Annotated in this window: 26 protein-coding genes; 11 read left to right on the top strand and 15 right to left on the bottom strand. The window is 69.0% G+C overall.

Going from position 1 to position 25,711, the window contains the following annotated elements:
- Positions 1-31: 31 nt before the first annotated feature.
- From AC5Y7V_RS18520 to AC5Y7V_RS18500, 5 genes are read right to left on the bottom strand one after another with little or no spacing between them, the layout of a single operon-like run.
- Positions 32-790, bottom strand: coding sequence for an oxidoreductase (locus AC5Y7V_RS18520; RefSeq protein ID WP_499881495.1), 759 nt, complete (start codon positions 788-790; stop codon positions 32-34).
- Positions 791-801: 11 nt separating this feature from the next.
- Entirely contained in the window at positions 802-2,427 is a 1,626-nt protein-coding gene (locus AC5Y7V_RS18515; RefSeq protein WP_499881494.1) for a dipeptide ABC transporter ATP-binding protein, read from the bottom strand.
- On the bottom strand, positions 2,424-3,287 hold the full coding sequence (locus AC5Y7V_RS18510) for an ABC transporter permease (protein WP_499881493.1): 864 nt from the start codon (positions 3,285-3,287) through the stop codon (positions 2,424-2,426). Before AC5Y7V_RS18510 ends, AC5Y7V_RS18515 begins: the two co-directional genes overlap by 4 nt.
- Positions 3,280-4,206, bottom strand: coding sequence for an ABC transporter permease (locus AC5Y7V_RS18505; protein WP_499881492.1), 927 nt, complete (start codon positions 4,204-4,206; stop codon positions 3,280-3,282). The genes AC5Y7V_RS18510 and AC5Y7V_RS18505 overlap by 8 nt, the downstream gene beginning before the upstream one ends.
- A 1-nt stretch (position 4,207) precedes the next feature.
- Positions 4,208-5,824, bottom strand: coding sequence for a peptide ABC transporter substrate-binding protein (locus AC5Y7V_RS18500; protein WP_499881491.1), 1,617 nt, complete (start codon positions 5,822-5,824; stop codon positions 4,208-4,210).
- A gap of 67 nt (positions 5,825-5,891) precedes the next feature.
- On the opposite strand from AC5Y7V_RS18500, the gene AC5Y7V_RS18495 reads away from it, so the two are divergent.
- A complete protein-coding gene (locus tag AC5Y7V_RS18495; protein ID WP_499881490.1) occupies positions 5,892-6,581 on the top strand; it encodes an LppU/SCO3897 family protein in 690 nt (229 codons plus the stop codon).
- A gap of 6 nt (positions 6,582-6,587) precedes the next feature.
- Here AC5Y7V_RS18495 and AC5Y7V_RS18490 read toward each other — a convergent pair whose 3' ends face one another.
- Positions 6,588-7,052 (bottom strand): DUF4232 domain-containing protein, encoded by a 465-nt coding sequence (locus AC5Y7V_RS18490; RefSeq protein WP_499881780.1) that lies wholly within the window; start codon positions 7,050-7,052, stop codon positions 6,588-6,590.
- A 186-nt stretch (positions 7,053-7,238) separates the two neighbouring features.
- Between AC5Y7V_RS18490 and acs the strand changes: the two genes are divergently transcribed.
- Positions 7,239-9,188: an acetate--CoA ligase gene (gene acs, locus AC5Y7V_RS18485; RefSeq protein ID WP_499881489.1), complete on the top strand. Its 1,950-nt coding sequence runs from the start codon at positions 7,239-7,241 to the stop codon at positions 9,186-9,188.
- A 10-nt stretch (positions 9,189-9,198) separates the two neighbouring features.
- Here acs and AC5Y7V_RS18480 read toward each other — a convergent pair whose 3' ends face one another.
- A complete protein-coding gene (locus AC5Y7V_RS18480; RefSeq protein ID WP_499881488.1) occupies positions 9,199-9,894 on the bottom strand; it encodes a S1 family peptidase in 696 nt (231 codons plus the stop codon).
- A gap of 269 nt (positions 9,895-10,163) precedes the next feature.
- Between AC5Y7V_RS18480 and AC5Y7V_RS18475 the strand changes: the two genes are divergently transcribed.
- Positions 10,164-10,697, top strand: a complete 534-nt coding sequence (locus AC5Y7V_RS18475) for a phage holin family protein (protein ID WP_499881487.1) — start codon at positions 10,164-10,166, stop codon at positions 10,695-10,697.
- The gene (locus AC5Y7V_RS18470; protein WP_499881486.1) at positions 10,698-11,675 is read left to right on the top strand and encodes an alpha/beta fold hydrolase; all 978 of its coding nucleotides are present in this window, start codon (positions 10,698-10,700) and stop codon (positions 11,673-11,675) included.
- Here the strand turns inward: AC5Y7V_RS18470 and marP are convergent.
- From marP to nth, 4 genes are all read right to left on the bottom strand, one after another.
- Positions 11,668-12,861 (bottom strand): acid resistance serine protease MarP, encoded by a 1,194-nt coding sequence (gene marP, locus AC5Y7V_RS18465; protein ID WP_499881485.1) that lies wholly within the window; start codon positions 12,859-12,861, stop codon positions 11,668-11,670. The two genes, AC5Y7V_RS18470 and marP, sit on opposite strands and share 8 nt — an antisense overlap.
- Positions 12,862-12,872: 11 nt before the next feature.
- Positions 12,873-13,625, bottom strand: a complete 753-nt coding sequence (locus AC5Y7V_RS18460) for an NUDIX hydrolase (RefSeq protein WP_499881484.1) — start codon at positions 13,623-13,625, stop codon at positions 12,873-12,875.
- A gap of 74 nt (positions 13,626-13,699) precedes the next feature.
- A complete protein-coding gene (locus AC5Y7V_RS18455) occupies positions 13,700-14,338 on the bottom strand; it encodes a TlpA family protein disulfide reductase (RefSeq protein ID WP_499881483.1) in 639 nt (212 codons plus the stop codon).
- Between the two features lie 17 nt (positions 14,339-14,355).
- Complete coding sequence (nth, locus tag AC5Y7V_RS18450; protein WP_499881482.1) at positions 14,356-15,036, bottom strand: endonuclease III; 681 nt, start codon at positions 15,034-15,036, stop codon at positions 14,356-14,358.
- Between the two features lie 161 nt (positions 15,037-15,197).
- Here nth and AC5Y7V_RS18445 point away from each other — a divergent pair, with 161 nt between their 5' ends.
- Complete coding sequence (locus AC5Y7V_RS18445) at positions 15,198-15,593, top strand: hypothetical protein (RefSeq protein ID WP_499881481.1); 396 nt, start codon at positions 15,198-15,200, stop codon at positions 15,591-15,593.
- Positions 15,594-15,689: 96 nt separating this feature from the next.
- Complete coding sequence (gene crp, locus AC5Y7V_RS18440; RefSeq protein WP_036465140.1) at positions 15,690-16,364, top strand: cAMP-activated global transcriptional regulator CRP; 675 nt, start codon at positions 15,690-15,692, stop codon at positions 16,362-16,364.
- Positions 16,365-16,385: 21 nt separating this feature from the next.
- On the opposite strand, the gene AC5Y7V_RS18435 is transcribed toward crp, so the two are convergent.
- Genes AC5Y7V_RS18435 through sp36 form a run of 3 tightly spaced genes read right to left on the bottom strand, consistent with a single transcriptional unit; the run spans position 16,386 to position 17,805 of the window.
- Positions 16,386-17,180: an MBL fold metallo-hydrolase gene (locus tag AC5Y7V_RS18435; protein ID WP_499881480.1), complete on the bottom strand. Its 795-nt coding sequence runs from the start codon at positions 17,178-17,180 to the stop codon at positions 16,386-16,388.
- A gap of 5 nt (positions 17,181-17,185) precedes the next feature.
- Complete coding sequence (locus AC5Y7V_RS18430) at positions 17,186-17,641, bottom strand: RidA family protein (protein ID WP_499881479.1); 456 nt, start codon at positions 17,639-17,641, stop codon at positions 17,186-17,188.
- A 2-nt stretch (positions 17,642-17,643) separates the two neighbouring features.
- Positions 17,644-17,805, bottom strand: coding sequence for a Sp36 family protein (gene sp36, locus AC5Y7V_RS18425; protein WP_007166633.1), 162 nt, complete (start codon positions 17,803-17,805; stop codon positions 17,644-17,646).
- A 77-nt stretch (positions 17,806-17,882) separates the two neighbouring features.
- Here sp36 and bagA point away from each other — a divergent pair, with 77 nt between their 5' ends.
- The gene (gene bagA / locus AC5Y7V_RS18420) at positions 17,883-18,905 is read left to right on the top strand and encodes an ATPase BagA (protein ID WP_499881478.1); all 1,023 of its coding nucleotides are present in this window, start codon (positions 17,883-17,885) and stop codon (positions 18,903-18,905) included.
- Positions 18,902-20,056, top strand: a complete 1,155-nt coding sequence (gene bagB / locus AC5Y7V_RS18415; protein ID WP_499881477.1) for an ATPase BagB — start codon at positions 18,902-18,904, stop codon at positions 20,054-20,056. Before bagA ends, bagB begins: the two co-directional genes overlap by 4 nt.
- A 357-nt stretch (positions 20,057-20,413) precedes the next feature.
- Here the strand turns inward: bagB and AC5Y7V_RS18410 are convergent, their stop codons facing one another.
- Entirely contained in the window at positions 20,414-20,764 is a 351-nt protein-coding gene (locus tag AC5Y7V_RS18410; protein ID WP_499881476.1) for a WhiB family transcriptional regulator, read from the bottom strand.
- Positions 20,765-21,125: 361 nt separating this feature from the next.
- Here AC5Y7V_RS18410 and ponA2 point away from each other — a divergent pair, with 361 nt between their 5' ends.
- The 3 genes from ponA2 to cds1 all read left to right on the top strand — a co-directional run bounded on the left by ponA2 (position 21,126) and on the right by cds1 (position 25,690).
- Positions 21,126-23,552 carry a transglycosylase/D,D-transpeptidase PonA2 gene (ponA2, locus tag AC5Y7V_RS18405; protein ID WP_499881475.1) on the top strand — a complete coding sequence of 809 codons (2,427 nt, stop codon included), beginning with the start codon at positions 21,126-21,128 and terminating at the stop codon, positions 23,550-23,552.
- A 69-nt stretch (positions 23,553-23,621) separates the two neighbouring features.
- On the top strand, positions 23,622-24,581 hold the full coding sequence (locus tag AC5Y7V_RS18400) for a metallophosphoesterase (RefSeq protein ID WP_499881474.1): 960 nt from the start codon (positions 23,622-23,624) through the stop codon (positions 24,579-24,581).
- Positions 24,578-25,690 (top strand): L-cysteine desulfhydrase Cds1, encoded by a 1,113-nt coding sequence (cds1, locus tag AC5Y7V_RS18395; protein WP_499881473.1) that lies wholly within the window; start codon positions 24,578-24,580, stop codon positions 25,688-25,690. The genes AC5Y7V_RS18400 and cds1 overlap by 4 nt, the downstream gene beginning before the upstream one ends.
- Positions 25,691-25,711: the final 21 nt, after the last annotated feature.

Raw genomic sequence — 25,711 nt, 5'->3', positions numbered from 1 at the left:
ATTCCCGCACGCCGATTTTGGCGCCCGCCGGCTACCGATTCTGCAGCGATTCGGCGATCGACAGCGCCTCCTGCGCGCCGGCCTGCAGCGCCCGGCAACACAGCACCAGCCAGGCGCCGACACCGTCCGGGGTGCCGTCGGCGAAGCCGCGCGCGGCGTCGCGGTAGTCCGCCGGCTGCCGCATCCAACTCACCTCGGGCACGCCCAGCCCGTGCGGGTCCAGCCCGCTGGCGATTGTCACCAGTCGCGAGACCGCCCGGGCCACCACCCCGTCGGCGCTGCCGAACGGCTTGAGCGTCAGCAGCTCTCCGTGCGCGACGGCGGCCACCACCGGCGCCGGCGCGGACGTGCGGCCGGTCACCAACCCCGCCAGCAACTCCAGCCGCGGCCCGACGTCGGCGTCTGCCCGCGGGCGCCCGAGCCGCTCGTCGTCGACCTGGTCGGCCGCCGCGAGCACGTGCAGACGGGCCAGCGCCTGCAGCGGCGCTCGCTGCCATATCCCGATCAGCGGCCCTCCCCCGCCCTCCAGCGCCTGGGCCACCCGCAGCGCTCCGCCGAACACCGGCTCGCTCACCTGCGCGGCGTCCTCCAAATCGTCCAGCCGCACCGGACCGCCGTCGAGGACCGAGGAGGCGCGCGCCGCCCGCAACGCGGCTTCGGCGGCGGTCACCGTCCAGCGCCGCAGATTGGCCGGGTGGCGATGGGCGCGGCCCAGCGCCTCGCGGGCCCGGTCGCTGGCCTCGGCGACGCCGGGGAGCTCCAGCAGCGGGGCCAGGGGGTCAGCCGTCACAGCTTGCCAACCTATCGGGAAGGCCCGGACGGGCGCGGGATGGCCTCCAGCAACCGGCGGGTGTACTCGTGGCCGGGCCGCGTGAACAGCTCTTCGGTGGGTGCCCGCTCCACCACCCGGCCGGCCCGCATGACCAGGACGTCGTCGGCGATCTGACGAAGCACCGCCAGGTCGTGGCTGATGAACAAGTAGGTCAGGCCCAGTTCGACCTGCAGCCGGGCCAGCAGGTCCAGTACCTGCGCCTGCACGAGGACGTCGAGCGCCGAGACGGCCTCGTCGCACACCAGCACCTCGGGCCGCAGCGCGAGCGCCCGGGCGATCGCCACCCGCTGCCGCTGGCCGCCCGAAAGTTCGCGGGGCAGGCGGCGCAACACCGACGACGGCAGCGCGACGTGGTCGACGAGCTCGCGCACCGCCCGCTCGCGCTGCTTGCGATCGCCCACGCGGTGGATGCGCAGCGGCTCCTCGATGGCGCGGAATACCGAATACATGGGATCGAGGCTGCTGTAAGGGTTTTGGAACACCGGCTGCACCCGCCGGCGAAACGCCAGCGCCTCGTCCCGGCGCAACCCGTCGTCGATCCGGGTGCCGTCGAAGACCACCGTGCCCGACGTGGGTCGCAGCAGACCCAACACCATCCGCGCCAGCGTCGACTTGCCCGAACCCGACTCGCCCGCGATCGCCAGGGTGCTCGCGCGGCGCACCCGAAACGACACGGCGTCGACGGCGCGGAACTCGGCGCGCCGCCAGGGCGCCCCGCGCGACTCCCGGTAGGCCTTGGTCAGCTCCGACACGACGAGGATGTCCTCGGCGGGCTCCGCCGGGGCGAGCGTGGGGGCCCGGGACGGGCCGGGTCCCAGTGACGGGGCGGCGGCCACCAGCCGCCGGGTGTACTCGTGGCGCGGTTCGGACAGGATGGCTTGCGCGGCACCGGATTCCACCACCGCACCGCGATGGACGACGATCACCGACTCGGCCCGCTCGGCGGCGAGCGCCAGGTCGTGGGTGATCAGCAGCAGCGCGGTGCCGAGTCGCTCGGTGAGCCCCTGCAGATGGTCGAGCACCTGCCGCTGCACGGTGACGTCGAGCGCCGACGTCGGTTCGTCGGCGATGAGCAGCTTTGGCCGTCCCGCCAACCCGATCGCGATCAGCGCGCGCTGGCACATGCCGCCGGACAGCTGGTGGGGATAGCGGCCGGCCTGTTTGGCCGGCTCCGGCATGCCCGCCTCGGCCAGCAGCTCGACGGCGCGCCGTCGCGACTCGCGGGTATCGGTGTTCGCGCGCAACGCTTCTCGGATCTGGAATCCCACGTTCCAGACCGGGTTGAGGTTGGTCATCGGGTCCTGGGGCACATAGCCGATTTCGCGGCCCCTGATCGACCGCAGCTGCCTGCTGTCGGCGCCGGTGATGTCGCGCCCGTCGAACACGATGCGGCCGGCCGAGATTCGGCCGCCGGGCGGCAATAGCCCGAGGATCGCGGCGGCCGTGGTGGATTTCCCGGATCCCGACTCGCCGACCACCGCGACGGTCTGTCCGCGCAGCACGGTCAGGTCCACGCCGCACACCGCGGGGGGGTTCGCGCCGAATCTGACCTCCAGGCTCTCCACCGACAGCAGCGGCGCGCCTTGGGTGCTCATGCGCGGTACGCCCGCGACGACGGGTCCAGGGCGTCGCGCAGCGCGTCGCCCATCATCATGAACGCGAGCACCGTGATCGCCAGCGCGCCGGCCGGATAGAACAGGATGGGCGAGCCCGCGCGCAGCCGGCTCTGTGCCAGGTTGATGTCGCCGCCCCACGACACGACGGTCGTCGGCAGCCCCACCCCGAGGTAGGACAGCGTCGCCTCGGTGACGATGAAGATGCCCAGGGCGATGGTCCCCACGGCGATCACCGGGCCCAGCGCGTTGGGCACCGCGTGGCGCAGCAAGATCTGAAACCTGCTCGCCCCCAACGCTTTCGCGGCCAGCACGTAGTCACTAGCGCGAACCTCGAGCACCGCACCGCGGGCGATCCTGGCCACCTGCGGCCAGCCGAACAGGGCCAGGATGGCGATCACCGTCCACACCGTGCGGTGGTGCAGGACCTGCATCAGCACGATGGCGGCCAGCAGCAGCGGCAAACCGAAGAACACGTCGGTGACCCGGGAGACCACTGCGTCGACCCAGCCGCCGTAGAAGCCGGCCAGCGCGCCCACCGCCCCCCCGACGACGAATACCACCAGCGTGGCGCCCAGCCCGACGGACACCGAGGCCCGCGCCCCGTAGACGGTGCGCGCGTAGATGTCGTGGCCCTGCAGATCCGTGCCGAACCAGTGCGCCGACGACGGCCCGAGCAAGCTCTGGGCGGGATCGGCATAGCTGGGATCGACGCCGGTGAACAACGTCGGAAACGCCGCCACGACAACGACGAACAGGATCAGCGCACCGGCGGCGAAGAACTTTGGCCGCCGGCGCAGCTTGCGCCAGGTCTCGCCCCAGAAACCCGAGTGCTCAGCCATAGCGGATCCGGGGGTCCAGGGCCGCGTACAGCAGGTCCACCAGCAGATTGGTGACCAGATAGATTCCCACCAGCACCGTCACGATCGACACCACCGTCGGCGCCTCCTGCCGGGTGACCGCCTGGTACAGCACACCGCCGACGCCGTGGATGTTGAAGATGCCCTCGGTCACAATGGCCCCGCCCATCAGCGCGCCGAGGTCCGCGCCGAGGAAAGTCACCACCGGGATCAGCGAGTTTCGCAAGATGTGCACCGTCACCACCCGCGGCCGCGACAACCCCTTGGCGGTGGCGGTACGGACGTAGTCCGCGTGCGCGTTTGCGGCCACCGAGGAACGGGTCAACCGCACCACATAGGCGAATGACACGGCGCCCAACACGATCCCGGGCAATAGCAGTCGGCTGAGTGTGGCCCGTTCGCCGACGGTGACCGGCGCGATCCCCAACCGCACGCCGAACACGAACTGCGCCAGAAAGCCCAGCACGAAAATTGGGATCGCGATGATGATCAGCCCGGTGATGAGGACCGTGGCGTCGAAGATGCCCCCCTGGCGCAGGCCCGCGATCACACCGAACCCGATCCCCAGCACCGCCTCCACCACCAGGGCGATCAGCGCCAGCCGGATGGTCACCGGAAAGGCGTGTGCCAGAACCGAACTGACCGGCAGGCCGGAATAGGCGCGCCCCAGGTCGCCGCGAAAGATGCCGCCCAGGTAGCGCACGTACTGGACCAGGAAGGGATCGTCGAGGTGATAACGGGCGCGCAGCGCGGCGGCCACCGCGGGCGTCAGCGGCCGATCCCCGGCGATCGCGGCCACCGGGTCACCCGGCAAGAGGAAGACCATGCCGTAGATCAGCAGCGTGGCGCCGAGGAAAACCGGCACCATGACGGCGATTCGGCGCGCGATGTACCAACCCATTTCAGGCCTTGACGATGTTCTCGTAGTCGGGCAGCCCGTTCCACGTCACCGTGACGCCGCGCACTGACGACGACCATCCCACCACGGCGATGTAATACCAGAGCGGCACGGCAGGCATGTCGTGCAGCAGGATTCGCTGTGCGGCGTTAGCCAGCACGTCCGCATCCGGCAGGCTGGGCGCGGCCTCGGCGGCGGCCAGCGCGGCGTCGAACTCCGGGCTGGAGTATCCGACGTCGTTGGATCCGGCACCGGTCGCGTACAGCGGGGCGAGGAACTCGATCATCGACGGATAGTCCCCGATCCAGCCCGCACGGAACGCGGTGTCGATCTTGCGGTTGGTGATCAGGGTGCGGTATCCCGCGAAGGTGGGGTGCGGTGCGCCGGCGGCGTCGATGCCCAGCACGTTCTTGATGCTGTTGGCGACCGCGTCCACCCACTCCTGGTGGCCGCTGTCGGCGTTGTAGGCGATCAGGTAGCGGCCGCTCCACGGTGCGATCGCGTTGGCCTGCGCCCAGAGCTGCCGGGCCCGGTCGGGGTTGAAGTCCAACGCGTCGTTGCCCGGGATGTTCGGGTCAAACCCCGGCAGGGACCGGGCGGTGAAATCGCGCGCCGGGCTGCGGGTTCCGTTGAAGATCTGCTGACAGATCTGCGGACGGTTGATTGCCGCGGACAACGCCAGCCGGCGCAGCCGGCCCTCCTCACCACCGAAATGCGGCAACCGCAGCGGCGTGTCGAGCGACTGGCTCACCGCGACCGGACCGCTGGCGAAGTTGCCGCCCAGGTCACGCTTGTAGATCGTCAGCGCGCTCGACGGAATCGTGTCCAGGACATCGAGATTGCCGGACAGCAGGTCCGCGTAGGCGGTGTCCAGGTTGCCGTAGAACTCGAACCTCAGGCCCTTGTTGTGCGGCTTGCGGTTGCCGTGGTAGCCCGGGTTTGGCCTCAGGTCGATCTTCACGTTGTGTTCCCAGGCCGGCCCGTCGGGTCCATCGGAAAGCTGGTACGGGCCGTCGCCGACCGGGTTACGGCCGAACGCTGCCATGTCCCGAAATGCCTTGTCCGGCAGCGGATAGAACGCGCTATGGCCCAGCCGCAGCGTGAAGTCGACGGTGGGCGCCTTGAGCCGCACGGTGAACTCGAGATCGTTGACCACCCGCAGCCCGGACATGCTGGTGCGCTTTGGCTCAGCACCGGAGACCTCGTCGAACCCGTCGATCGGGCTGAAAAAGTCCTGTTGCAGTTGGGCATTGGTGCTCAGTGCCCCGTAGTTCCACGCGTCGACGAACGAGTGGGCCGTCACCGGTGAGCCGTCGGTGAACTTCCAGTCCGGTTTGAGCAGGATCCGGTAGTTGACGTTGTCGGCGGTCTCGATCGACTGCGCCACCTCCGGCGCAGGCTGGCCGTCCGCGTCGTAGGAGACCAGGCCGGCGAACAGTCGATCGAGGATCCGCCCGCCCAGGCTGTCGTTGGTGCCGGTCGGAATCAACGGGTTCGGTGGCTCCCCGCTGTTGACCACCACCAGATCGGGGCTGAGCATGCCGCCTCCGCAGCCGGCCAGCGTCCCGGCCGCCAGCATCCCGGCGGTCAGGACGGCCAGCGCGGCAAGCATCCGACGCATGCCAGCGACCCTAAGGCCTACGGCGCCGCCGACCGAACGGGACGCGCGTCGCCGCTAGGATGGCGCTGTGACCTCGCACGAAGTCGGCGTTCAGGTCGGGTATCTGGCGGCGATCTTCGGCGTTCCGATCATCGGGGTGGCCTGTCTGATCATCGGGTTGCGCCTGCGCAACGCGCGGGCGGTCACCACCGGCCCACCGGGTTCGCCGCAGCCCCGACCCACAAGGTGGGCCACGACGCTGGTCGTCGTCGGCGCCGTACTGCTCACCCTGGGCGCGCTGGGCATCGCGGGAAATCTCGTGCGACTGAACAAGCGGAGCCTGTTCGACACCGACAAGTCCATGCCAGTGGGCCAGTGCATCGACCAAAACGCGTTTCTCGCACGGTCTTTCAGTTCGAGTCCGGCCAACGATTGCGCCAACCCGGCTAATACCTACCAACTGGCGTTCAAGGGTGCCCCCTCGGCGGCATGCCCGGACGGCAAACGCGACAACTCCGTCTACAGCCGCTACACCGACGACTCCGCCATCCTGTGCTTCGCGCTCAACCTCCGGCAGGGCCACTGCTACCAACTGACCAACGGATCGGAAAACCTGACGCTGCGGCCCGATGACTGCGGCGAACCCCAGCCGTCACTGGACAGGGTCGTCCAGCGCATCGACGGCAGCACGGACACCACCCGATGCGCGCCCGGCGACAAGGCCATCGCCTACCCGGCCCCACCGCGCGTCTACTGCCTGGCCCGCGCCGGCGCCTAAGCGCGATCAGCCCGCGGTGACGGGATGGACCTCCAGCCGGCAGGCCTCGATGGTCGCCGGCACCGTGAACACCTCCATGATGGCCGGCGGGCTGACGGCCAGGTCGGTGTAGCCGGGGCACGGGTTGCCGTCGGCGTCGACGGCCATACCCTCCACGACCGCCTGCCCCTGAGTCGACAGCGACAGCGTGACGGTCGGCGGGACGTCGACGCCGGACGGCAGCCCGCCCAGGTACCCCCGCGGCGTCTGCTGGGCGTGAATGAGCGGCCCGCCGCTGCCCGAGTCGACACCGGGGTAACCGGTCAGCGTGCACGGGTCCGCACCGCCGGCCAGGGCGAACAGCAGCGTCACGCCGCGATGGCCCACCGCGGCCTGCGTCGGGGCTGCGCTGACGGCGACCTGTTCCGACCAGCAGGGCGTCGGCTGGCCGACGGCGTCGGACGGCTCGGCCCACGCGCGCGGTCCCTGCATCCCCGTCGCCGCGTAAGCCGTTGCGGCCGCGGCGAAGCTGAGCGCCACCCGGCGCGCCCGTGGTCCCGGCACATCGGTGATTATGCGGCATGCGGGCGTGATTGACCCCGGATCGGGCAACGGCTTTTCACCTGAGAGGTCTAGGCTCACTGACGGTTGACGCGCCTCGACGCTAGGAGGAAACCAGTGACCGCCACCCACACCGAGGGCCCGACGTCGTATCCGCCGTCGGCGCAGTTCGCCGAGCAGGCCAACGCGGGTGAGGATCTGTACCGCGAGGCCGACCGGGACCGGCTGGAGTTTTGGGCCGAGCAGGCCAAGCGGCTGTCCTGGTCGACGCCGTTCACCCAGGTCTTGGACTGGTCGGAGGCGCCCTTCGCCAAATGGTTCGCCGACGGGAAGCTCAACGTCGCCTACAACTGCGTGGACCGCCATGTGGAGGCCGGCCTCGGGGATCGCGTCGCGATTCACTGGGAGGGCGAACCCGGCGACAGCCGCAGCCTGACCTACGCCGACCTGCAGGCCGAGGTGTGCAAGGCGGCCAACGCGCTGACCGACCTCGGTCTGGTCGCCGGCGACCGCGTCGCCATCTACATGCCCTTGATTCCCGAGGCCGTCATCGCGATGCTCGCCTGCGCCCGGCTGGGCGTCATGCACAGCGTGGTGTTCGCCGGTTTCACCGCCAAGGCGCTGCGGGCCCGGATCGCCGACGCGCAGGCCAAGCTGGTGATCACCACCGACGGGCAGTTCCGCCGCGGCAAGCCGGCCCCGCTCAAGGAGGCGGCCGACGAGGCCGTCTCGGATCCCGACAGCCCCGTCGAGCGCGTTCTCGTGGTGCGGCGCACCGGAATTGACGTGTCCTGGAACGACGACCGCGACCTGTGGTGGCACGACGTGGTCGACTCGGCATCGCCCGAACACACCCCGCAGCCCTTCGACGCCGAGCAGCCGCTGTTCCTGCTGTACACCTCGGGAACCACCGGCAAGCCCAAGGGCATCGTCCACACCAGCGGCGGCTATCTGACCCAGTGCTCATACACGCACTACTACGTCTTCGACATCAAGCCCGAAACCGATGTCTATTGGTGCACCGCCGACATCGGCTGGGTGACCGGACACAGCTACGGCGTCTACGGTCCGCTGTCCAACGGGGTCACCGAGGTGCTCTACGAGGGCACGCCCGACTCGCCGACCCAGCACCGGCATTTCGAGATCATCGAAAAGCACGGCGTGACAATCTATTACACCGCGCCCACGCTCATCCGCACCTTCATGAAGTGGGGCCGCGAGATCCCCGACGCGCACGACCTGTCCAGCCTGCGAGTGCTGGGAACGGTGGGCGAGCCGATCAACCCCGAGGCGTGGCGCTGGTACCGCACCGTGATCGGCGCCGACAGCCTCCCGATCGTGGACACCTGGTGGCAGACCGAAACGGGCGCCGCGATGATCTCCCCGCTGCCCGGAGTCACTGCGGCCAAACCGGGTTCGGCGATGAGGGCGTTGCCCGGCATCTCCGCGAGCATCGTCGATGACCACGGCGAACAACTGACGCCGACCATCCATCACGGCGAGCATGTCAGCGGCTACCTGGTCCTGGACCAGCCGTGGCCCTCGATGCTGCGCGGCATCTGGGGCGATCCGGAGCGCTATGTCGAGACCTATTGGTCCCGGTTCGCCGAGCAGGGCTGGTACTTCGCCGGCGACAGCGCCTATTACGACCGCGACGGCGCCATCTGGGTGGTGGGCCGCATCGACGACGTGATGAACGTGTCGGGGCACCGGCTCTCGAGCGCCGAATTGGAGTCGGCGCTCGTCGGCCACCACGGAGTGGCCGAGGCCGCGGTGGTCGCGAAGGCCGACGAGACCACCGGCCAGGCCGTCTGCGCGTTCGTCGTCTTGTGCGCCGAGTACCAGGTGCATGACGGCATCGTCGAAGAGCTGCGCGCCGAGGTGGCCAAGGAGATCTCGCCCATCGCGAAGCCGCGGGAGATACACGTGGTGCCCGAACTGCCCAAGACGCGCAGCGGCAAGATCATGCGCCGGCTGCTGCGCGACGTCGCCGAAAACCGCGAGTTGGGTGACACCTCGACGCTGCTCGATCCCGGTGTGTTCGACGCGATCCGGAGCGCGAAGTAGGAAGGCCCACTCAGCCCGGCAGCGGCACGAACCCCGCGCCGGCGCGGTGCTTGGCGTTGATGTCGGCGAGGTCGGCGTTGATCGACATCACCACCGCCGGGGTGTGCAGCGGGATGTATTTGATGATGCACGACGGCAGGTTGTCGCTGAACGCCCCGTGAATCATGCCGACCAGCAGGTTGTTGACGGTCACCGGCGCCCCGGAGTCCCCGGGTTGCCCGCACACCTGCATCACGATGGTGCCCGGGTCCTGGCCCGGCCCCCAGGTGACCCCGCAGGAATTGCCGGTCGTGCGGCCCTGCTTGCAGGCGACCTGCCCGAACGTCGGGTCCGGGCCGATGCCGCTGATCACGAAGCCGTTGTAGTTGGACACCGGCGCCACCTTGGCCGGATCGAACTTGATCACCGCGTAGTCCAAATTGTCGTTGCCCGCGACCATCACGCCCAGCGGGCCCCGATCCTGGGCGGCCTCGGCCGCGACCTGCGCGCCCGGGCCGCCGCAGTGCGCCGAGGTGAAGCCGATCAGCTCCCCGGCGGCATCGGTGCCGATCGTCGTCAGGGTGCACATCGTGTCCCCGTTGATGACAATTCCGGCCCCGCCGCCCATCGGCACCCGGTCGTCGGCGCCCGCCCTGGCGGAGACGCTCATCAGGGCCACCAGCACGGCCACCATCGCCGCCTTGTAGCAACGGTAGGCCGTCTGCAATGCAATACCCCCATCGAGCGGTCGGACATCCTGAGCGGCCTGGTCAGTCTAGTCGGCCAGGATGGCGGATTCGCCAGCGACGATGGCGCAATCGTGCGCCCCTCCATATTCCTTTCCCGCTCAAGGGGATCGACGGGGCCGTCATCGCGGCGGTGGCTTCGCTGTCCGCGCGCCGCGCTCCGCGGTCCCTGGGCCCTCTCAGCTGGCCTCGTCCGGCACCGCGCCGCATGGCAACATGAACCGCGACGAGAGAACCGAGAGGACGGTCCGTGAGCAAAGACGATCGCAATAACGGCGTGCCCAGCACGCTGACCACGATTCCGTTGGCCGACCCGCACGCCAGGCCGGCCGAGCCGTCGATCGGCGACCTGATCAAAGACGCCACAGCTCAGATGTCCACCCTGGTCCGCGCCGAGGTCGAACTCGCCCGGTCGGAGATCACCCGGGACGTCAAGAAGGGCCTGACCGGCAGCGTTTACTTCATCGCCGCGCTGGTGGTGCTGTTCTACTCCACGTTCTTCTTCTTTTTCTTCCTGGCCGAGCTGCTCGACGAATGGCTGTGGCGCTGGGTGGCGTTCCTGATCGTGTTCGGGATCATGGTGGTCGTCGGCGCCATCCTGGGATTGCTGGGCTTCCTGAAGGTCCGGCGCATCCGCGGCCCGCGGCAGACCATCGAATCGGTCAAGGAGACGCGCACCGCGCTGACCCCCGGCCAACACGACAAGCCCGCCACCGGCGCGAAGGAACTCGCCGGGTCCGGCGGCGGCAGGCACGAAAAACCCGCGGATCCCTCGGGTTGGTAGATGCCCGCACCAGATCCGTCGGTCACCCGCATCGACGGGCCGTGGCGCCACCTGGACGTGCACGCCAACGGCATCCGGTTCCACGTCGTCGAAGCCCTGCCCGACGGGCAGGGTGACGGCGTTCCGCCCGCGCAGCCGGCCACCGCGCGGCCGCTGGTGATGCTGCTGCACGGGTTCGGGTCGTTCTGGTGGTCCTGGCGGCATCAGCTGCGCGGGCTGACCGGCGCGCGCGTGGTGGCGGTCGACCTGCGCGGCTACGGCGGCAGCGACAAGCCGCCCCGCGGCTACGACGGCTGGACGCTCGCCGGTGACACCGCCGGGCTGATTCGCGCGCTGGGGCACTCGTCGGCGACGCTGGTCGGCCACGCCGACGGCGGGCTGGCCTGCTGGGCCACCGCCCTGCTGCATTCACGGCTGGTGCGCGCCATCGCGCTGATCAGCTCACCGCACCCGGCGGCCCTGCGCCGATCCACGTTGACGCGGCGCGACCAGGGCTACGCGCTGCTGCCGACGTTGCTGGCCTACCAGCTGCCCATCTGGCCGGAGCGGCTGCTGACCCGGCACAACGCCGCGGAGATCGAGCGGCTGGTCCGGAGCCGAAGCTGCCCCAAATGGGTTGCCTCCGAGGATTTTTCACAGAGCGTCCGGCACCTGCGGACGGCCATTCGGATCCCGGCGGCCGCGCACTCCGCGCTGGAATACCAGCGCTGGGCCGTGCGCAGCCAGCTGCGCGGAGAAGGCCGGCGGTTCATGAAATCGATGTCGCAGCAGCTCGGCATGCCGCTGCTGCACCTGCGCGGCGACGCCGATCCCTACGTGCTTGCCGACCCGGTGGACCGCACCCGACGCTACGCGGCCCACGGCCGCTACGTATCCATCACCGGCGCAGGGCATTTCAGCCACGAAGAGGCGCCGGAGGAAATCAACCGGCACCTGATGAAGTTCTTCGAGCAGGTGTACGGGGACCCCGTCAGCTGACGCAGGACCCGGTGGCGACCTGCTGGGTGTCGCCGATCTTGGAGAGCTGACTGGACACCTCGTCGGCGGTCAACACGAACCCGGTGTCGGGGTCGTCGACCGCGGCGCCGAACACCACACCGAGCACGTGACCGTTGAGGTCGATCAGCGGGCCACCCGAATTACCTTGCTCCACACTGGCTCTGATGGTGTAGACGTCGCGGGTGACCGGCGCCGGATCCCGGTAGATGTCCGGACCGCTGAGCCTGATCGCCTCGCGGATCCTGGCCGGCGTCGCGGTGAAGTTGCCGCCGCCCGGATAGCCCAGCACCACAACGCTTTCGCCGCTCTTGGCCTCGCCCTGCGCGAAGGCCAACGGCGCCGCCGGCAGGTTCGGGACGGCGAGGATCGCGATGTCGACCGACGGGTCGTAGGACACCACGGTGGCGTCGAGGGGGTTGCCGCTGGCGTAGATCTGGACGCTGTTGGACCCGGCCACCACGTGCGCGTTGGTCATCACCCGGTCGGGCGCGATCACGAATCCGCTGCCCTCCAACACCTTTTGGCAGCTCGGCGCGAGGCTGCGCACCTTCACCACGCTCGGCGCGGCGGTCGTCACCACCGGGTTGGTGGCCAGGGCGGGGTCGGGCGACGCGACCGGAATCACCGGGGTGCGGCTGAACGGCTCGAGCACCGCGGGCAGCCCCGAGGTGTTCAACAGCGCCGAGAGGCGCTTGGGCACCGTCTTGAGCCAGGGCGGCGCGACCTCGTTGACCTGCGCCAGCACCCGCGAACCCCGGACCGCGGCGGCCAGTTCGGGCTGGTCCTTGGACTGGGTCAGCGGTGTGGCCAGCAGCCACGCCGCGGTCAGCACCACCACCAGCTGGACGCCCACGCCGATGACCGAGTCGACGGTTCGGATTGCGCGGCTGTGGATCGCGCCGCGGACGGCCCGTCCCAGCACCACGCCGGCGACCTCGCCGACGACGACCAGCGCGAGGATCAGGAACAGCGCGGTGAACAGCTTGGCGCGGGGCGCGGCGATGTGGCTGACGATGTGGGGCGCCAGCAGCACGCCCGCGATGGCCCCGAGCAACACGCCGACAAACGACAGCAGGGACCCCAGCGCCCCCGAGCGCCAGCCGGAAATCGCCGCGATGAAAGCGACCGCCAGCACGGCGATGTCCAGCCACTGCGACGGGGTCATCGAGTTCATGTTCATCGGGCGCCGCCCCCGTCGCCGACCAGCACCATCGCCTCGTCCAGCTCCAAGATGTTGGTGGTGTCCCAGGGCCGGGCCCAGCCCGCGACATCCAGCACCGCGGAAATCACCTGGCCGGTAAAGCCCCACACCAGCATCTGGTTCAACAGGAACGCCGGGCCGGCCCAGCGGCGGCCCAGGTTGCCGCGGTACACCATCAGCCGGTTGTCCGGATTGATGAAGGCGCGCACCGGAACCCGCGACACGATCGCCGTTTCGGTCTCGTCGACGACGGCGACGGGCCCCGGGTCCGGCGAGTACGCCAACACGGGCACGACGTGGAACCGGGACGGCGCGATGAACGTCCGTTCCATCGTGGCCAGTGGATGCAGCCGGCCGACGTCGATCCCGGTTTCCTCCTTCGCCTCGCGCAGCGCGGTGGCCACCGGGCCGTCGTCGCCGGGATCGGAGGCGCCGCCGGGAAAGGCCGCCTGGCCCGCGTGGTGGCGCAACGTCGAGGCCCGCACCGTCAGCAGCAGATCGGCGTCGTCGGGCACACCGCCGTCGGCCGTGCCGGACTCGGAACCCGAGAACAACACCAGCACGGCCGCCTCGCGGTCATCGCCCAGTAACGACGCCATCGATGCCGCGGCCTTGGACGCGGTCACCATCGCCAGCACGCCGGCCGGCAACCGGTGCCGGTATGCCTCGGGGATCTGGCCGACGTTGTCCACCAGCGGACGCAACCAGGGCGGCGACAAGTCGGGCATCAGCGGAGTGGTCCCCCGCGAGCGGGGAAGGCCCCCAGAACCCACGGGCGCCTCCCTCGGTCCAGTCAATCTGCCTATCCCGCGTCGTTTCCGACGGCGGCTGCGATCTCGTCGGCACTGGCGAAAGACCGCGGCAGCATCTGCGCAACGCTACCGTCCGGCCGGAGGACGACCGTCGCAGGCATCACATTTACCACACGCAGCGCGGCCGCGACCCGACGACGGCCGTCCTGCAGGGTCGGCAGCCGAACACCCAACTCCGCCAACCGCAGTAACGCGGCCATCTCGTTCTCGTCCTGGTGGACGGTCACCACCATCACGTCCGACCCGACCCGGCGCTGATACTCGGCCATCGCGGGAAGTTCGGCCGCGCACGGCGCACACCAATACGCCCAGAGATTGAGGACCACCCGGTGCCCGGCCAGCGCGCGGGCGACGTCGACGGCCGACCCGTCGGCGGCGCATTCCACCGTCACGCCGCGCAGCGCCGCCGGGCCGGGACCCCCGCCGGCAGCTGGGCACGGCGACAGGTTGGCGCGCTCGCGCGGACCCGCGAGCGCGGCGGGTGTGTCGGCGTCGCGGTGCTCGCGGGGGGCGGGCGCCTGGGTCGTCGCGGTCGGTGCCGAGTTGTCGTGCAGCTGGGCCACCAGCGCCGCGACCAGCGCCGCCACCACCGCCAGGATCGCGATGGTCCACCGGGTTGTCCGGGTCAACGTCGCGCGCCCCGGTACTACAGCCCCACCAGGGCCAGCAGGTGCTCGGTTTCCGGGCCCTGGACGAGGGGCGCGGCGAGCAGCGGTTCGGTGGGGCCCAGCCCGAAGGACGGGCAGTCCTTGGCGAGGATGCAGGCACCGCACGCCGGCTTGCGGGCGTGGCACACCCGGCGGCCGTGGAAGATGACGCGGTGGCTGAGCATGGTCCACTCGCGGCGTTCGATCAGCTCGCCCACCGCGTGCTCGATCTTGACCGGATCCTTCTCGACGGTCCAGCGCCACCGGTGCACCAACCGCGAGAAATGGGTGTCGACGGTGATGCCCGGGACGTCGAAGGCGTTGCCCAGGATGACGTTGGCGGTCTTGCGGCCCACGCCGGGCAGGGTGACCAGCTCGGCCATGGTCGACGGGACCTCGCCGTCGAACCGCTCGACCAGGGACTGCCCCAGCCCGATCAGCGACGACGCCTTGTTCCGGAAGAAACCGGTGGGATGGATGAGGTTTTCCAGCTCGGCGCGGTCGGCTTGCGCATAGTCCAGCGCGGAGCGGTAACGCTTGAACAAAGCGGGAGTGGTCAAGTTGACCCGCTTGTCGGTGCTCTGCGCCGAGAGGATGGTGGCCACCGTCAGCTCCAGCGGCGTCGTAAAGTCCAGCTCGCAGTGGGCGTCTGGAAACGCTTGCGCCAGTGCGCGATTCATCCGCCGCGCCCGTCGCACCAGCCCGGCTCGCGTTTCTTTCGACCAGCGATCGTTGACGACATCGTCTGAAGCGGCTGGCGTTGACTTCGAGCGCCCGGATGCCTTTGCCGCTGTCACCTACGACAGAGTACTGATTTCGTGATCTGGCTGAGACCTAAGCCATGTTTACTCTCCTTGTGTCATGGTTGCTGGTGGCGTGCGTTCCCGGGCTGTTGATGCTCGTGACGTTCGGTCTGGGGCGGCTGGAATCGGAGCTGGCCCACGACCACGTCTCGGTCACCGATGTCGACGAATTCCTCGAGTATGCGGAGGCCGTCGACGTGCACACGCTGGCCCGCGAAGGCATGCCCGAAGCGCTGGAATACCTACATCGGCGCCAGGCCCTGCAGGCGGTGGATGCACCGCCGGCGCGCCCGGCGATCGGACCGCGTCACGCCAAGCCGGTGTTTGCCACCGCCCTCGGCGACCACGACGAGGCGGGTCTACCGACGCGGATACGGGCCCATTCGCATGTCAATCCGCAATTTGGGGGGACTAGACACGTCAATCGTGTGTAGCGTGGCACGTTGGACACAATTGGCCTACCTCTAGACTTACGTCACACGAGCAGGGTTGGCCTGCCCGTATCACAATTGGAAGCTGAAGAGGCAACGGTGGACGAGATCCTGGCAAGAGCAGGAATCTTCCAAGGGGTTGAGCCCGGCGCGGTCACCGCGCTGACCAAGCAATTGCAACCCGTCGACTTTCCGCGCGGGCACACGGTTTTCGCCGAGGGGGAACCGGGCGACCGGCTGTACATCATCGTTTCAGGGAAGGTCAAAATCGGCCGGCGTTCGCCGGACGGGCGTGAGAATCTGCTGACGATCATGGGCCCGTCGGACATGTTCGGCGAATTGTCGATCTTCGACCCGGGGCCGCGGACTTCCAGCGCGACCACCATCACCGAGGTTCGAGCGGTGTCGATGGACCGCGACGCGCTGCGGGCGTGGATCGCGGACCGCCCGGAAATCGCCGAGCAACTGCTGCGGGTACTCGCCCGGCGGCTGCGGCGGACCAACAACAACCTCGCCGACCTGATCTTCACCGATGTGCCCGGCCGGGTGGCCAAGCAGCTGCTGCAGCTGGCCCAGCGTTTCGGCACCCAGGAGGGCGGCGCGATGCGGGTCACCCACGACCTCACGCAAGAGGAGATCGCCCAGCTGGTGGGCGCCTCGCGGGAAACCGTCAACAAGGCCCTGGCCGATTTCGCCCACCGCGGCTGGATCCGCCTCGAGGGCAAGAGCGTGCTGATCTCGGATTCCGAGCGGCTCGCCCGCCGCGCCCGGTAGGCGCGCGGGCATCTCAGCGGGTCAGTCCCGACGCAGGTAGTCCAGTTGCGCCTGCACCGACCATTCGGCCGCGTCCCAGAGCTTCTCGTCGACGTCGGCATAGACGTATTCGACGATCTCGCGGGTGGTGGCCTCGTTACCGAGATCCCACAGCGCGGCGCGCACCTGCTCCAGACGTTCGTGCCGGTGCGTCAGGTAGCCGGACGCGACGGATTCCAGGTCGGCCAGCTGCGGTCCGTGTCCCGGCAGCACCGTGCGCTGGCCTAAACCGCGTAGCCGGCGCAGCGATTCCAGGTAGTCGGCGAGGCTGCCGTCCTCCTTGTCGATGACGGTGGTGCCGCGGCCCAGCACGGTGTCCGCGGTCAGCACGGCGTCATCGAGCAGGAACGACAGCGAGTCGGCGGTGTGGCCGGGTGTCGCCATGACCTTGATCTTGAGGCCGGCGGCGTCGATGACCTCGCCGTCGGTGAGGTGACCGCCGAGGCCGCGCAGGAACCCGCTGCCCGCGGACCGGACCGTCGCCCCGGTCAGCTCGACCAGCTTGTCGATGCCGTCGGTGTGGTCAGGGTGTCGGTGGCTGATCAGGACCAGCGCGACGCGGCCCAGCGCGGCGATCCGGGCGATGTGCCCGTCGTCGTCGGGGCCCGGATCCACGATGACCAGCTCGTCACTGCGGGGACCGCGCAGCACCCAGGTGTTGGTGCCCTCCAGCGTCAGCAGGCCGGGGTTGTCGGCCAACAGGACCGAGGCAGTGTCGGTGACCGCCCGCAACATGCCGTATGCGGGATGGGTCAGCGGCTCCGCGGTCTCGGTCACGGCCGTCAGCCGACCTCCACGATCAGCTCGACCTCCACCGGCGCATCCAGCGGCAGCTCGGAGACGCCGACCGCCGACCGGGCGTGGGCTCCTTGGTCGCCGAACACCTCGCCGAGCAGGTCGGAGGCCCCGTTGATGACGCTCGGCTGGCCGTTGAAACCCGGAGCGGAGGCGACGAACCCGACCACCTTGACCACCCGCGCGACGGTGTCGATCCCGACCAGCGAATGCACCGCGGCCAGCGCGTTGAGCGCGCACATCCGCGCGAGCGACTTGGCGTCCTCGGGGCTGACCGCGGCGCCGACCTTTCCGGTCCGCGGGAGCTTGCCGCCCTCCATCGGCAGCTGGCCCGACGTGTAGACCAGGTTGCCGGTCCGCACGGCGGGAACGTACGACGCCAGCGGCGCAACCACCTCCGGCAGCGTGAGGCCGAGCTGCCCAAGCCGGGCGGACGCGCTCATCTCTACTTGGGGCGCTTCAGGTACGCGACGTGCTGCTCGCCGGTGGGCCCAGGCAGTACCGACACCAACTCCCAGCCGTCGGCGCCCCACTGGTCGAGGATCTGTTTGGTGGCGTGCGTCAGCAGCGGGACCGTGACGTATTCCCATGCGGTGGGTTGGCTCATGACGCGAGCTTATCGGTCGGCCGTCAACGGCTCTGGCCAGCCCAAGGCCGGTGCGGGGGTCGGGCTAGCATGCGAAGGTGGCATCCACTCCTAACGGCGGTAGTTCCGTCGGTTGGCCCGCGCGCCTGTCGAAGGCGCGCCTGCATTTCGTGACCGGCAAAGGCGGGACGGGTAAGTCGACGGTCGCGGCCGCGCTCGCCCTGACGCTTGCGTCGGGCGGCCGTAAGGTCCTGCTCGTCGAAGTCGAAGGCCGACAAGGGATTGCGCAACTTTTCGACGTCCCGCCGCTGCCCTATGAGGAGCTCAAGATCGCCACCGCCGAGCGCGGCGGGCAGGTCAACGCGCTGGCGATCGACATCGAGGCCGCGTTCCTGGAATACCTGGACATGTTCTACAACCTGGGCATCGCGGGCCGCGCGATGCGCCGCATCGGCGCCATCGAGTTCGCGACGACGATCGCGCCGGGCCTGCGCGACGTGCTGCTCACCGGCAAGATCAAGGAGTCGGTGGTGCGCCTCGACAAGGGGGCCAAGAACCCGGTCTATGACGCGGTGGTCGTCGATGCGCCGCCGACGGGCCGCATCGCGCGTTTTCTCGACGTCACCAAGGCGGTGGCCGACCTGGCCAAGGGCGGGCCGGTGTACTCGCAATCCGAGGGTGTGGTGAAGCTGCTGCACTCCGATCAGACCGCCATCCATTTGGTCACGCTGCTGGAGGCGCTGCCGGTGCAGGAAACGCTCGAAGCCATCGAGGAGCTAGCCGAGATGGAACTGCCGATCGGCAGCGTGATCGTGAACCGCAACATCCCCTCGTTCCTCGAGCCGCGAGATCTGGCGAAGGCCGCCGAGGGGGACGTGGACGCGGACTCCGTGCGGGCCGGGCTGGAGATGGCCGGAATCAAGCTCAGCGACGCCGATTTCGCGGGCCTGCTGACCGAAACGATTCAGCACGCAACCCGGATCGCCGCACGCGCGGAGACGGCGCAGCAACTCGACGCGTTGAAGGTTCCACGGCTGGAACTACCGGCGATTTCCGACGGGGTCGACCTCGGCAGCCTGTATGAGCTGTCGGAAACCCTTGCGCAGCAGGGGGTCCGATGAGCGCCACGCCGAAAACCCTTGACATGGCGGCTATTCTGGCCGACCGATCCAACCGAGTGGTGGTGTGCTGCGGCGCCGGCGGAGTGGGCAAGACGACTACCGCGGCCGCAATGGCGATGCGCGCGGCCGAATATGGCCGCAACGTCTGCGTTTTGACGATCGACCCGGCCAAGCGGCTGGCACAGGCGCTCGGGGTCAACGACCTTGGCAACACCCCGCAGCGGGTGCCCTTGGCGCCCGAAATCCCGGGCGAGCTACACGCCATGATGCTCGACATGCGCCGCACCTTCGACGAGATGGTGATGCAGTACTCCGGCCCCGAGCGGGCAGAGGCGTTGCTGAACAACCAGTTCTACCAGACGGTCGCCACGTCGCTTGCCGGTACGCAGGAGTACATGGCGATGGAGAAGCTCGGCCAATTGCTGAGCCAGGACCGCTGGGACCTCATCGTGGTGGACACCCCGCCGTCGCGCAACGCGCTGGACTTCCTGGATGCGCCGAAACGGTTGGGCAGCTTCATGGACAGCCGGCTGTGGCGGCTGCTGCTCGCACCCGGCCGCGGCATCGGCCGATTGGTCACCGGCGCAATGGGTTTGGCGATGAAGGGCATGTCCACGATCATGGGCTCGCAATTGCTCAGCGACATCGGTTCATTCGTGCAGTCACTGGAATCGACCTTCGGCGGTTGGCGGGAAAAGGCCGACCGCACCTACTCGCTCTTGAAGCGGCGCGGCACCCAGTTCGTCGTGGTGTCGGCCGCCGAACCCGACGCGCTGCGCGAGGCGGCCTTCTTCGTCGACCGGCTGTCACAGGAGGGCATGCCGCTCGCGGGGCTGGTGCTGAACCGCACCCACCCGACGCTGTGCGCCCTGCCGGTCGAGCGGGCGATCGACGGCAGCGAGACGCTGGACGCGTCCGATTCCGAGGCCGCCGAGCTGGCTTCCGCCGTGCTGAAGATCCATGCCGACCGGGCGCAGACCGCCAAGCGGGAAATCAGGCTGCTCTCGCGCTTCACCGGGGCCCACCCGCACGTGCCGGTCGTCGGGGTTCCGTCGCTGCCGTTCGACGTCTCGGACCTGGACGCGCTGCGGGCACTGGCCGATCAGATCACCGCCGTCGGCGACGAGGCGGCCCGCGCAGCGGGGCGCTGAGAAGCCGACGCATCCGAACCCCGTCGGCGACGAGGCGGCCCGCGCCGCGGGGCGCTGACAATGCGCCGCGAACGCCCGCTCAGCGAATCAATTTATTGGGCACACGCCAGTTAGGCGCCCGCAGCAGCTATTTGACACGTGCCAGCCCCGGTCGAAACCGGCCGATTCGTTGCTGTCGAATTCCTATTGGGCACAAGCCAGCTCGCATTCAACACGAGTCAGTGCTATATTGAACAGACGTCGATTAAGAGGGCCGCTTAGGGCTGTAACAGTTTCGTAATCATGAAAACAGTTACTTTCAGGACCGTTAGTTCGCTTGCGACCGGGATTGCCTGACGCGTTCGTAAAATACCCCGGTCAGCCGACGCTGCGGCCGCGGCGCTTCTCGAAGAAGTCCTGCCAGGAGATGACCTCGGGATGCTGCTTGAGCAGGGCCCGGCGCTGGCGCTCGGTCATCCCGCCCCACACCCCGAACTCGACTTTGTTGTCCAACGCGTCCGCCCCGCACTCCTGCATCACCGGGCAGTGGCGGCAGATCACCGCCGCCTTGCGCTGGGCGGCCCCCCGAACAAACAGTTCGTCGGGGTCAGTGGTCCGACACAGCGCCTTTGAAACCCATGCGATCCGTTCCTCGGCGTCAACGCTGTGCAATACGCCCTGAGCAGCCGCGATGTTCGTTCGACGCGCGGCCGGCCGTGAACCTGACACGAGCTGTTCCCTTCCTTCCGACCGCTTGTCGCGGCCGCCCTCCTCGGGTGCAGACCCCTGCTGCGATCTACGCCACACCATGCAAATCGGTGTTATCTGAATCTCACCGTGTGTCTAAGTTAGGTGGTCAGGTGGCAATTGCGCAACAGTCTCATAACGCTTTTTTTGGGACGGGCGTGCAGTCTTGCCGAAAAGCTTAAACCGGGGAGGCGCCCCGCGCACTTCACCTTGGCGGCTGACCCGTGACGGCGGCGATAATTTTTTCCCACCCCCGATCGTAAGTTCGCTGGTCACGATGCGGGGGGGCCTTTGGTCAACTCGTGGCATGGCCAGGTGACCGGGGGCGGCTACCCTAGTACGCATGTCAGACCGCCCCCCGGCCGTTCTCACGGTTCTCAAGCTCGCGGGGTGCTGTTTGTTGGCCAGCGTCGTCGCCACGGCCCTGATGTTTCCGCTCGCCGGTGGAATCGGGCTGATGTCCAATCGGGCCTCTGAAGTCGTCGCCAACGGGTCCGCCCAGCTGACGCAGGGCGAGGTCCCCGCGGTGTCGACGATGGTCGACAAGAAGGGCAACGTCATCGCGTGGCTGTACTCTCAGCGCCGCTTCGAGGTGCCCACCGACAAGATCGCCAACACCATGAAACTGGCGATCGTCTCGATCGAGGACAAGCGCTTCGCCGACCACAACGGGGTGGACTGGAAGGGCACGCTGACGGGGCTGGCCGGCTACGCGTCCGGCGACGTGGACACCCGCGGCGGCTCGACCATCGAGCAGCAGTACATCAAGAACTACCAACTGCTGGTGACCGCCCAGACCGATGCCGAGAAACGGGCGGCGGTGGAAACCACCCCCGCGCGCAAGCTGCGCGAGATCCGGATGGCGCTCACGCTGGACAAGACCTTCACCAAACCCGAGATCCTGACGCGCTACCTGAACCTGGTGTCGTTCGGCAACGGCTCGTTCGGCGTGCAGGACGCGGCTCAGACCTACTTCGGCATCAACGCGTCCGACCTGAACTGGCAGCAGGCGGCCCTGCTCGCGGGCATGGTCCAGTCGACCAGCGCGCTCAACCCGTACACCAACCCCGACGGCGCCCTGGCCCGACGGAACCTGGTCCTCGACACCATGATCGAGAACCTGCCCCAGGAGGCCGACGCCCTGCGCGCCGCCAAGGCCACTCCGCTGGGCGTGCTGCCCCAACCCAACGAGCTGCCCCGCGGCTGCATCGCGGCCGGCGACCGCGCCTTCTTCTGCGACTACGTCCAGGAGTACCTGTCCCGCGCCGGGATCAGTAAGGAACAGGTGGCCAAGGGCGGCTACCTGATCCGCACCACGTTGGACCCGGACGTGCAGATCCCGGTCAAGGCGGCCATCGACAAGTACGCCAGCCCGACCCTGCCGGGCATCTCGAGCGTGATGAGCGTGATCGAACCGGGCAAGACCTCCCACCACGTGATGGCGATGGCCAGCAACCGCACCTACGGCCTGAACCTCGACGCGGGCGAGACGATGCGACCGCAACCGTTCTCCCTCGTCGGCGACGGCGCCGGGTCGGTCTTCAAGATCTTCACCACCGCCGCCGCGCTGGACATGGGTATGGGCATCAACGCCACGCTCGAGGTTCCCGGCCGGTTCCAGGCCAAGGGCATGGGAAGCGGTGGCGCGAAAGGCTGCCCGAAGGACACCTGGTGCGTCGTCAACGCGGGTAACTACCGGGGCTCCATGAACGTGACCGACGCGCTGGCCACCTCGCCCAACACCGCGTTCGCCAAGCTGATCCAGCAGGTGGGCGTCACCCGGACGGTGGACATGGCGATCAAGCTGGGGCTGCGGTCCTACGCCGATCCGGGCACCGCGCGCGACTACAACCGCGACAGCAACGAGAGCCTGGCCGACTTCGTCAAACGGCAGAACATCGGCTCGTTCACCCTCGGCCCGATCGAGGTGAACGCGCTGGAGTTGTCCAACGTCGCGGCCACCCTGGCCTCCGGCGGTGTGTGGTGCCCGCCGAACCCGATCGACAAGTTGATCGACCGCAACGGCAACGAGGTCTCCGTGACGACCGAGACCTGTGATCAGGTGGTGCCCGAGGGGCTGGCCAACACCATGGCCAACGCGATGAGCAAGGACGCCGTGGGCAGCGGCACGGCGGCCGGCTCGGCCGGCGCGGCGGGCTGGGACCTGCCGGTGTCGGGTAAGACCGGCACCACCGAGGCCCACCGCTCGTCCGGCTTTGTGGGATTCACCAGCCACTACGCGGCCGCCAACTACATCTACGACGATTCGCCCAATCCGACGGATTTGTGCTCCGCCCCGCTGCGTCACTGCGGCGAGGGGGACCTCTACGGCGGTAACGAGCCGGCGCGCACGTGGTTCACCGCGATGAAACCGATCGCGACCAGCTTCGGTGAGGTGAAGCTGCCGCCGACCGATCCCCGCTACGTCGAGGGCTCCCCCGCTTCGCGGGTGCCGGCCGTCACCGGCCTGGACGTCGACGCGGCCCGCCAGCGCATCAAGGAAGCCGGGTTCCCGGTCGCCGACCAGACCAACTCCGTGAACAGCACCGCGAAGCTGGGCGAGGTGGTCGGGACGTCGCCCTCCGGCCAGACGATTCCGGGGTCGATCATCACAATCCAGGTCAGCAACGGCATCCCGCCGGCGCCGCCCCCGCCGCCCGAGGGTGCGCCACCGGTGGTGGGGTCGCAGGTGGTCGAGATTCCGGGCCTGCCACCGATCACGATTCCGCTGCTGGCCCCACCGCCGCCGCCCGGGGCGCCCCCTCCATAAGGGGCGGCAAAACCGTGTTGTGGCGCAAGCTATGCGCGCCGAGACCGCAACCGGCAGTAGGCTTCCTGCATGGCTGACGTTCTACCCGTCCTCATGCGCAGCGGCGCCGTCGCGGTCGGCTCGACCCTGGCCGGCGTCGGTTATGCCGCGCTGGTCGAGCGCAACGCGTTTGTCCTGCGCGAGATAACCATGCCCGTCCTGTCACCGGGATCCACGCCGCTGCGGGTACTGCACATCAGCGATCTCCACATGACGCCCAACCAGCGCCGCAAGCAGGCCTGGCTGCGCGAGCTGGCGGCCTGGGAACCCGACTTGGTCGTCAACACCGGCGACAACCTGGCGCACCCCAAGGCGGTGCCCGCGGTGGTGCAGACCCTGGGCGACCTGCTGTCGCGGCCGGGCGTCTTCGTCTTCGGCAGCAACGACTACTTCGGGCCCCGCGTGAAGAACCCGATGAACTATCTCACCAACCCGTCGCACCGGGTCCGCGGCGAGCCGCTGCCCTGGCAGGACCTGCGGGCCGCGTTCACCGAGCGCGGCTGGCTGGACCTGACGCACACCCGCCGCGAGTTCGAGGTGGCCGGGCTGCACATCGCCGCCGCGGGCGTGGACGACCCGCACATCGACAGGGACCGCTACGACGCGATCGCGGGGCCGGCCAGCCCGGCCGCGAACCTTCGGCTCGGTTTGACGCACTCCCCCGAGCCCCGGGTGCTGGATCGCTTTGCCGCCGACGGCTACCAGCTGGTGATGGCTGGGCACACGCACGGCGGGCAGCTGTGTCTGCCGTTCTACGGCGCCCTGGTGACCAACTGCGGCCTGGACCGCTCGCGGGCCAAGGGGCCGTCGCGCTGGGGCGCGAACATGGCGTTGCACGTTTCCGCCGGGATAGGCACCTCGCCCTTCGCGCCCGTGCGGTTCTGCTGCAGGCCCGAGGCGACCCTGCTGACGCTGATCGCCAGCCCGATGGGCGACCGCGATTCCACCAGCGACCTGAGCCGTTCGCAGCCGACCGCTTCGGTGCGTTGAGCCACCGGACCCGGATCGCGGTCCGCACCCTGCCACGAAGCTGGACGGACGACGCGATCCGGCTGATCCAGGCCGACGCGCGGCGCAGCGCCGACACTCACCTGCTGCGCTATCCGCTGCCGTCGGCCTGGGGTGATGACGCAGGCGTCGCGCTGTATCTCAAGGACGAGAGCACGCACATCACCGGCAGCCTCAAACACCGGCTGGCGCGCTCGCTGTTCCTGTACGCGCTGTGCAACGGGTGGATCGGCGAGGGCACCACGGTCGTCGAGGCCTCCTCGGGTTCGACGGCGGTGTCGGAGGCCTACTTCGCGGCCCTGCTGGGGCTGCCGTTCGTCGCAGTGATGCCCGCGTCGACCAGCGCCTCCAAGGTGGCGCTGATCGAATCACAAGGCGGCCGTTGCCATTTCGTGACGGACTCCAGCCAGGTGTACGCCGAGGCGGAGCGGGTCGCGAAGGACACCGGCGGGCACTACCTGGACCAGTTCACCAACGCCGAGCGCGCCACCGACTGGCGCGGCAACAACAACATCGCCGAGTCGATCTACGAGCAGATGCGCGACGAGCGACACCCCGTCCCGGAGTGGATCGTGGTCGGCGCGGGCACCGGCGGCACCAGCGCGACCATCGGCCGCTACATCCGGTATCGGCGGCACGCGACGCGGTTGTGCGTCGTGGACCCGGAGAACTCCGCGTTCTTTCCCGCCTTCGCCGAGGACCGCTACGACGTCGTGATGTCCGCCTCCTCACGGATCGAGGGCATCGGCCGCCCGCGGGTCGAGCCGTCGTTTCTGCCCGGCGTCGTCGACCGTATGGTCGCGGTCCCTGATGCGGCGTCGATCGCGGCCGCCCGCCACGTCAGCGACGTCCTCGGCCGCCGGGTGGGGCCGTCGACGGGCACCAATCTGTGGGGTGCCTTCGGTCTGCTCGCCGAGATGGTCTCCGAGGGCCGCAGCGGGTCGGTGGTCACCCTGCTGGCCGACAGCGGCGACCGCTATGCCGACACCTATTTCAGCGACGAGTGGGTCGGCGCGCAGGGGCTCGATCCGGCCGGCCCGGCCGAGGCGCTGGCCGAATTCGAGCGCAGCTGCGCGTGGCCGAGCCCATAGCCAGCGGTTTGGTCAGTCGAC

It is taken from the genome of Mycobacterium sp. NGS34 (assembly GCF_059812845.1).
Note: the sequence above shows the minus strand (reverse complement) of the source record. Positions and strands in the feature narration are given on the sequence as shown.

Bases quoted from the DNA above. Each gene is read 5' to 3' on its own strand.
- AC5Y7V_RS18470 (WP_499881486.1), top strand. From the start codon at position 10,698: ATGCCCGCACCAGATCCGTCGGTCACCCGCATCGACGGGCCGTGGCGC.
- AC5Y7V_RS18510 (WP_499881493.1), bottom strand. From the start codon at position 3,287: ATGGCTGAGCACTCGGGTTTCTGGGGCGAGACCTGGCGCAAGCTGCGC.
- AC5Y7V_RS18515 (WP_499881494.1), bottom strand. From the start codon at position 2,427: ATGAGCACCCAAGGCGCGCCGCTGCTGTCGGTGGAGAGCCTGGAGGTC.
- AC5Y7V_RS18505 (WP_499881492.1), bottom strand. From the start codon at position 4,206: ATGGGTTGGTACATCGCGCGCCGAATCGCCGTCATGGTGCCGGTTTTC.
- AC5Y7V_RS18445 (WP_499881481.1), top strand. From the start codon at position 15,198: ATGTTTACTCTCCTTGTGTCATGGTTGCTGGTGGCGTGCGTTCCCGGG.
- bagB (WP_499881477.1), top strand. From the start codon at position 18,902: ATGAGCGCCACGCCGAAAACCCTTGACATGGCGGCTATTCTGGCCGAC.
- marP (WP_499881485.1), bottom strand. From the start codon at position 12,861: ATGACCCCGTCGCAGTGGCTGGACATCGCCGTGCTGGCGGTCGCTTTC.
- nth (WP_499881482.1), bottom strand. From the start codon at position 15,036: ATGAATCGCGCACTGGCGCAAGCGTTTCCAGACGCCCACTGCGAGCTG.
- AC5Y7V_RS18430 (WP_499881479.1), bottom strand. From the start codon at position 17,641: ATGAGCGCGTCCGCCCGGCTTGGGCAGCTCGGCCTCACGCTGCCGGAG.
- AC5Y7V_RS18460 (WP_499881484.1), bottom strand. From the start codon at position 13,625: ATGCCCGACTTGTCGCCGCCCTGGTTGCGTCCGCTGGTGGACAACGTC.
- AC5Y7V_RS18490 (WP_499881780.1), bottom strand. From the start codon at position 7,052: ATGCAGGGACCGCGCGCGTGGGCCGAGCCGTCCGACGCCGTCGGCCAG.
- AC5Y7V_RS18400 (WP_499881474.1), top strand. From the start codon at position 23,622: ATGGCTGACGTTCTACCCGTCCTCATGCGCAGCGGCGCCGTCGCGGTC.
- sp36 (WP_007166633.1), bottom strand. From the start codon at position 17,805: ATGAGCCAACCCACCGCATGGGAATACGTCACGGTCCCGCTGCTGACG.
- AC5Y7V_RS18500 (WP_499881491.1), bottom strand. From the start codon at position 5,824: ATGCGTCGGATGCTTGCCGCGCTGGCCGTCCTGACCGCCGGGATGCTG.
- ponA2 (WP_499881475.1), top strand. From the start codon at position 21,126: ATGTCAGACCGCCCCCCGGCCGTTCTCACGGTTCTCAAGCTCGCGGGG.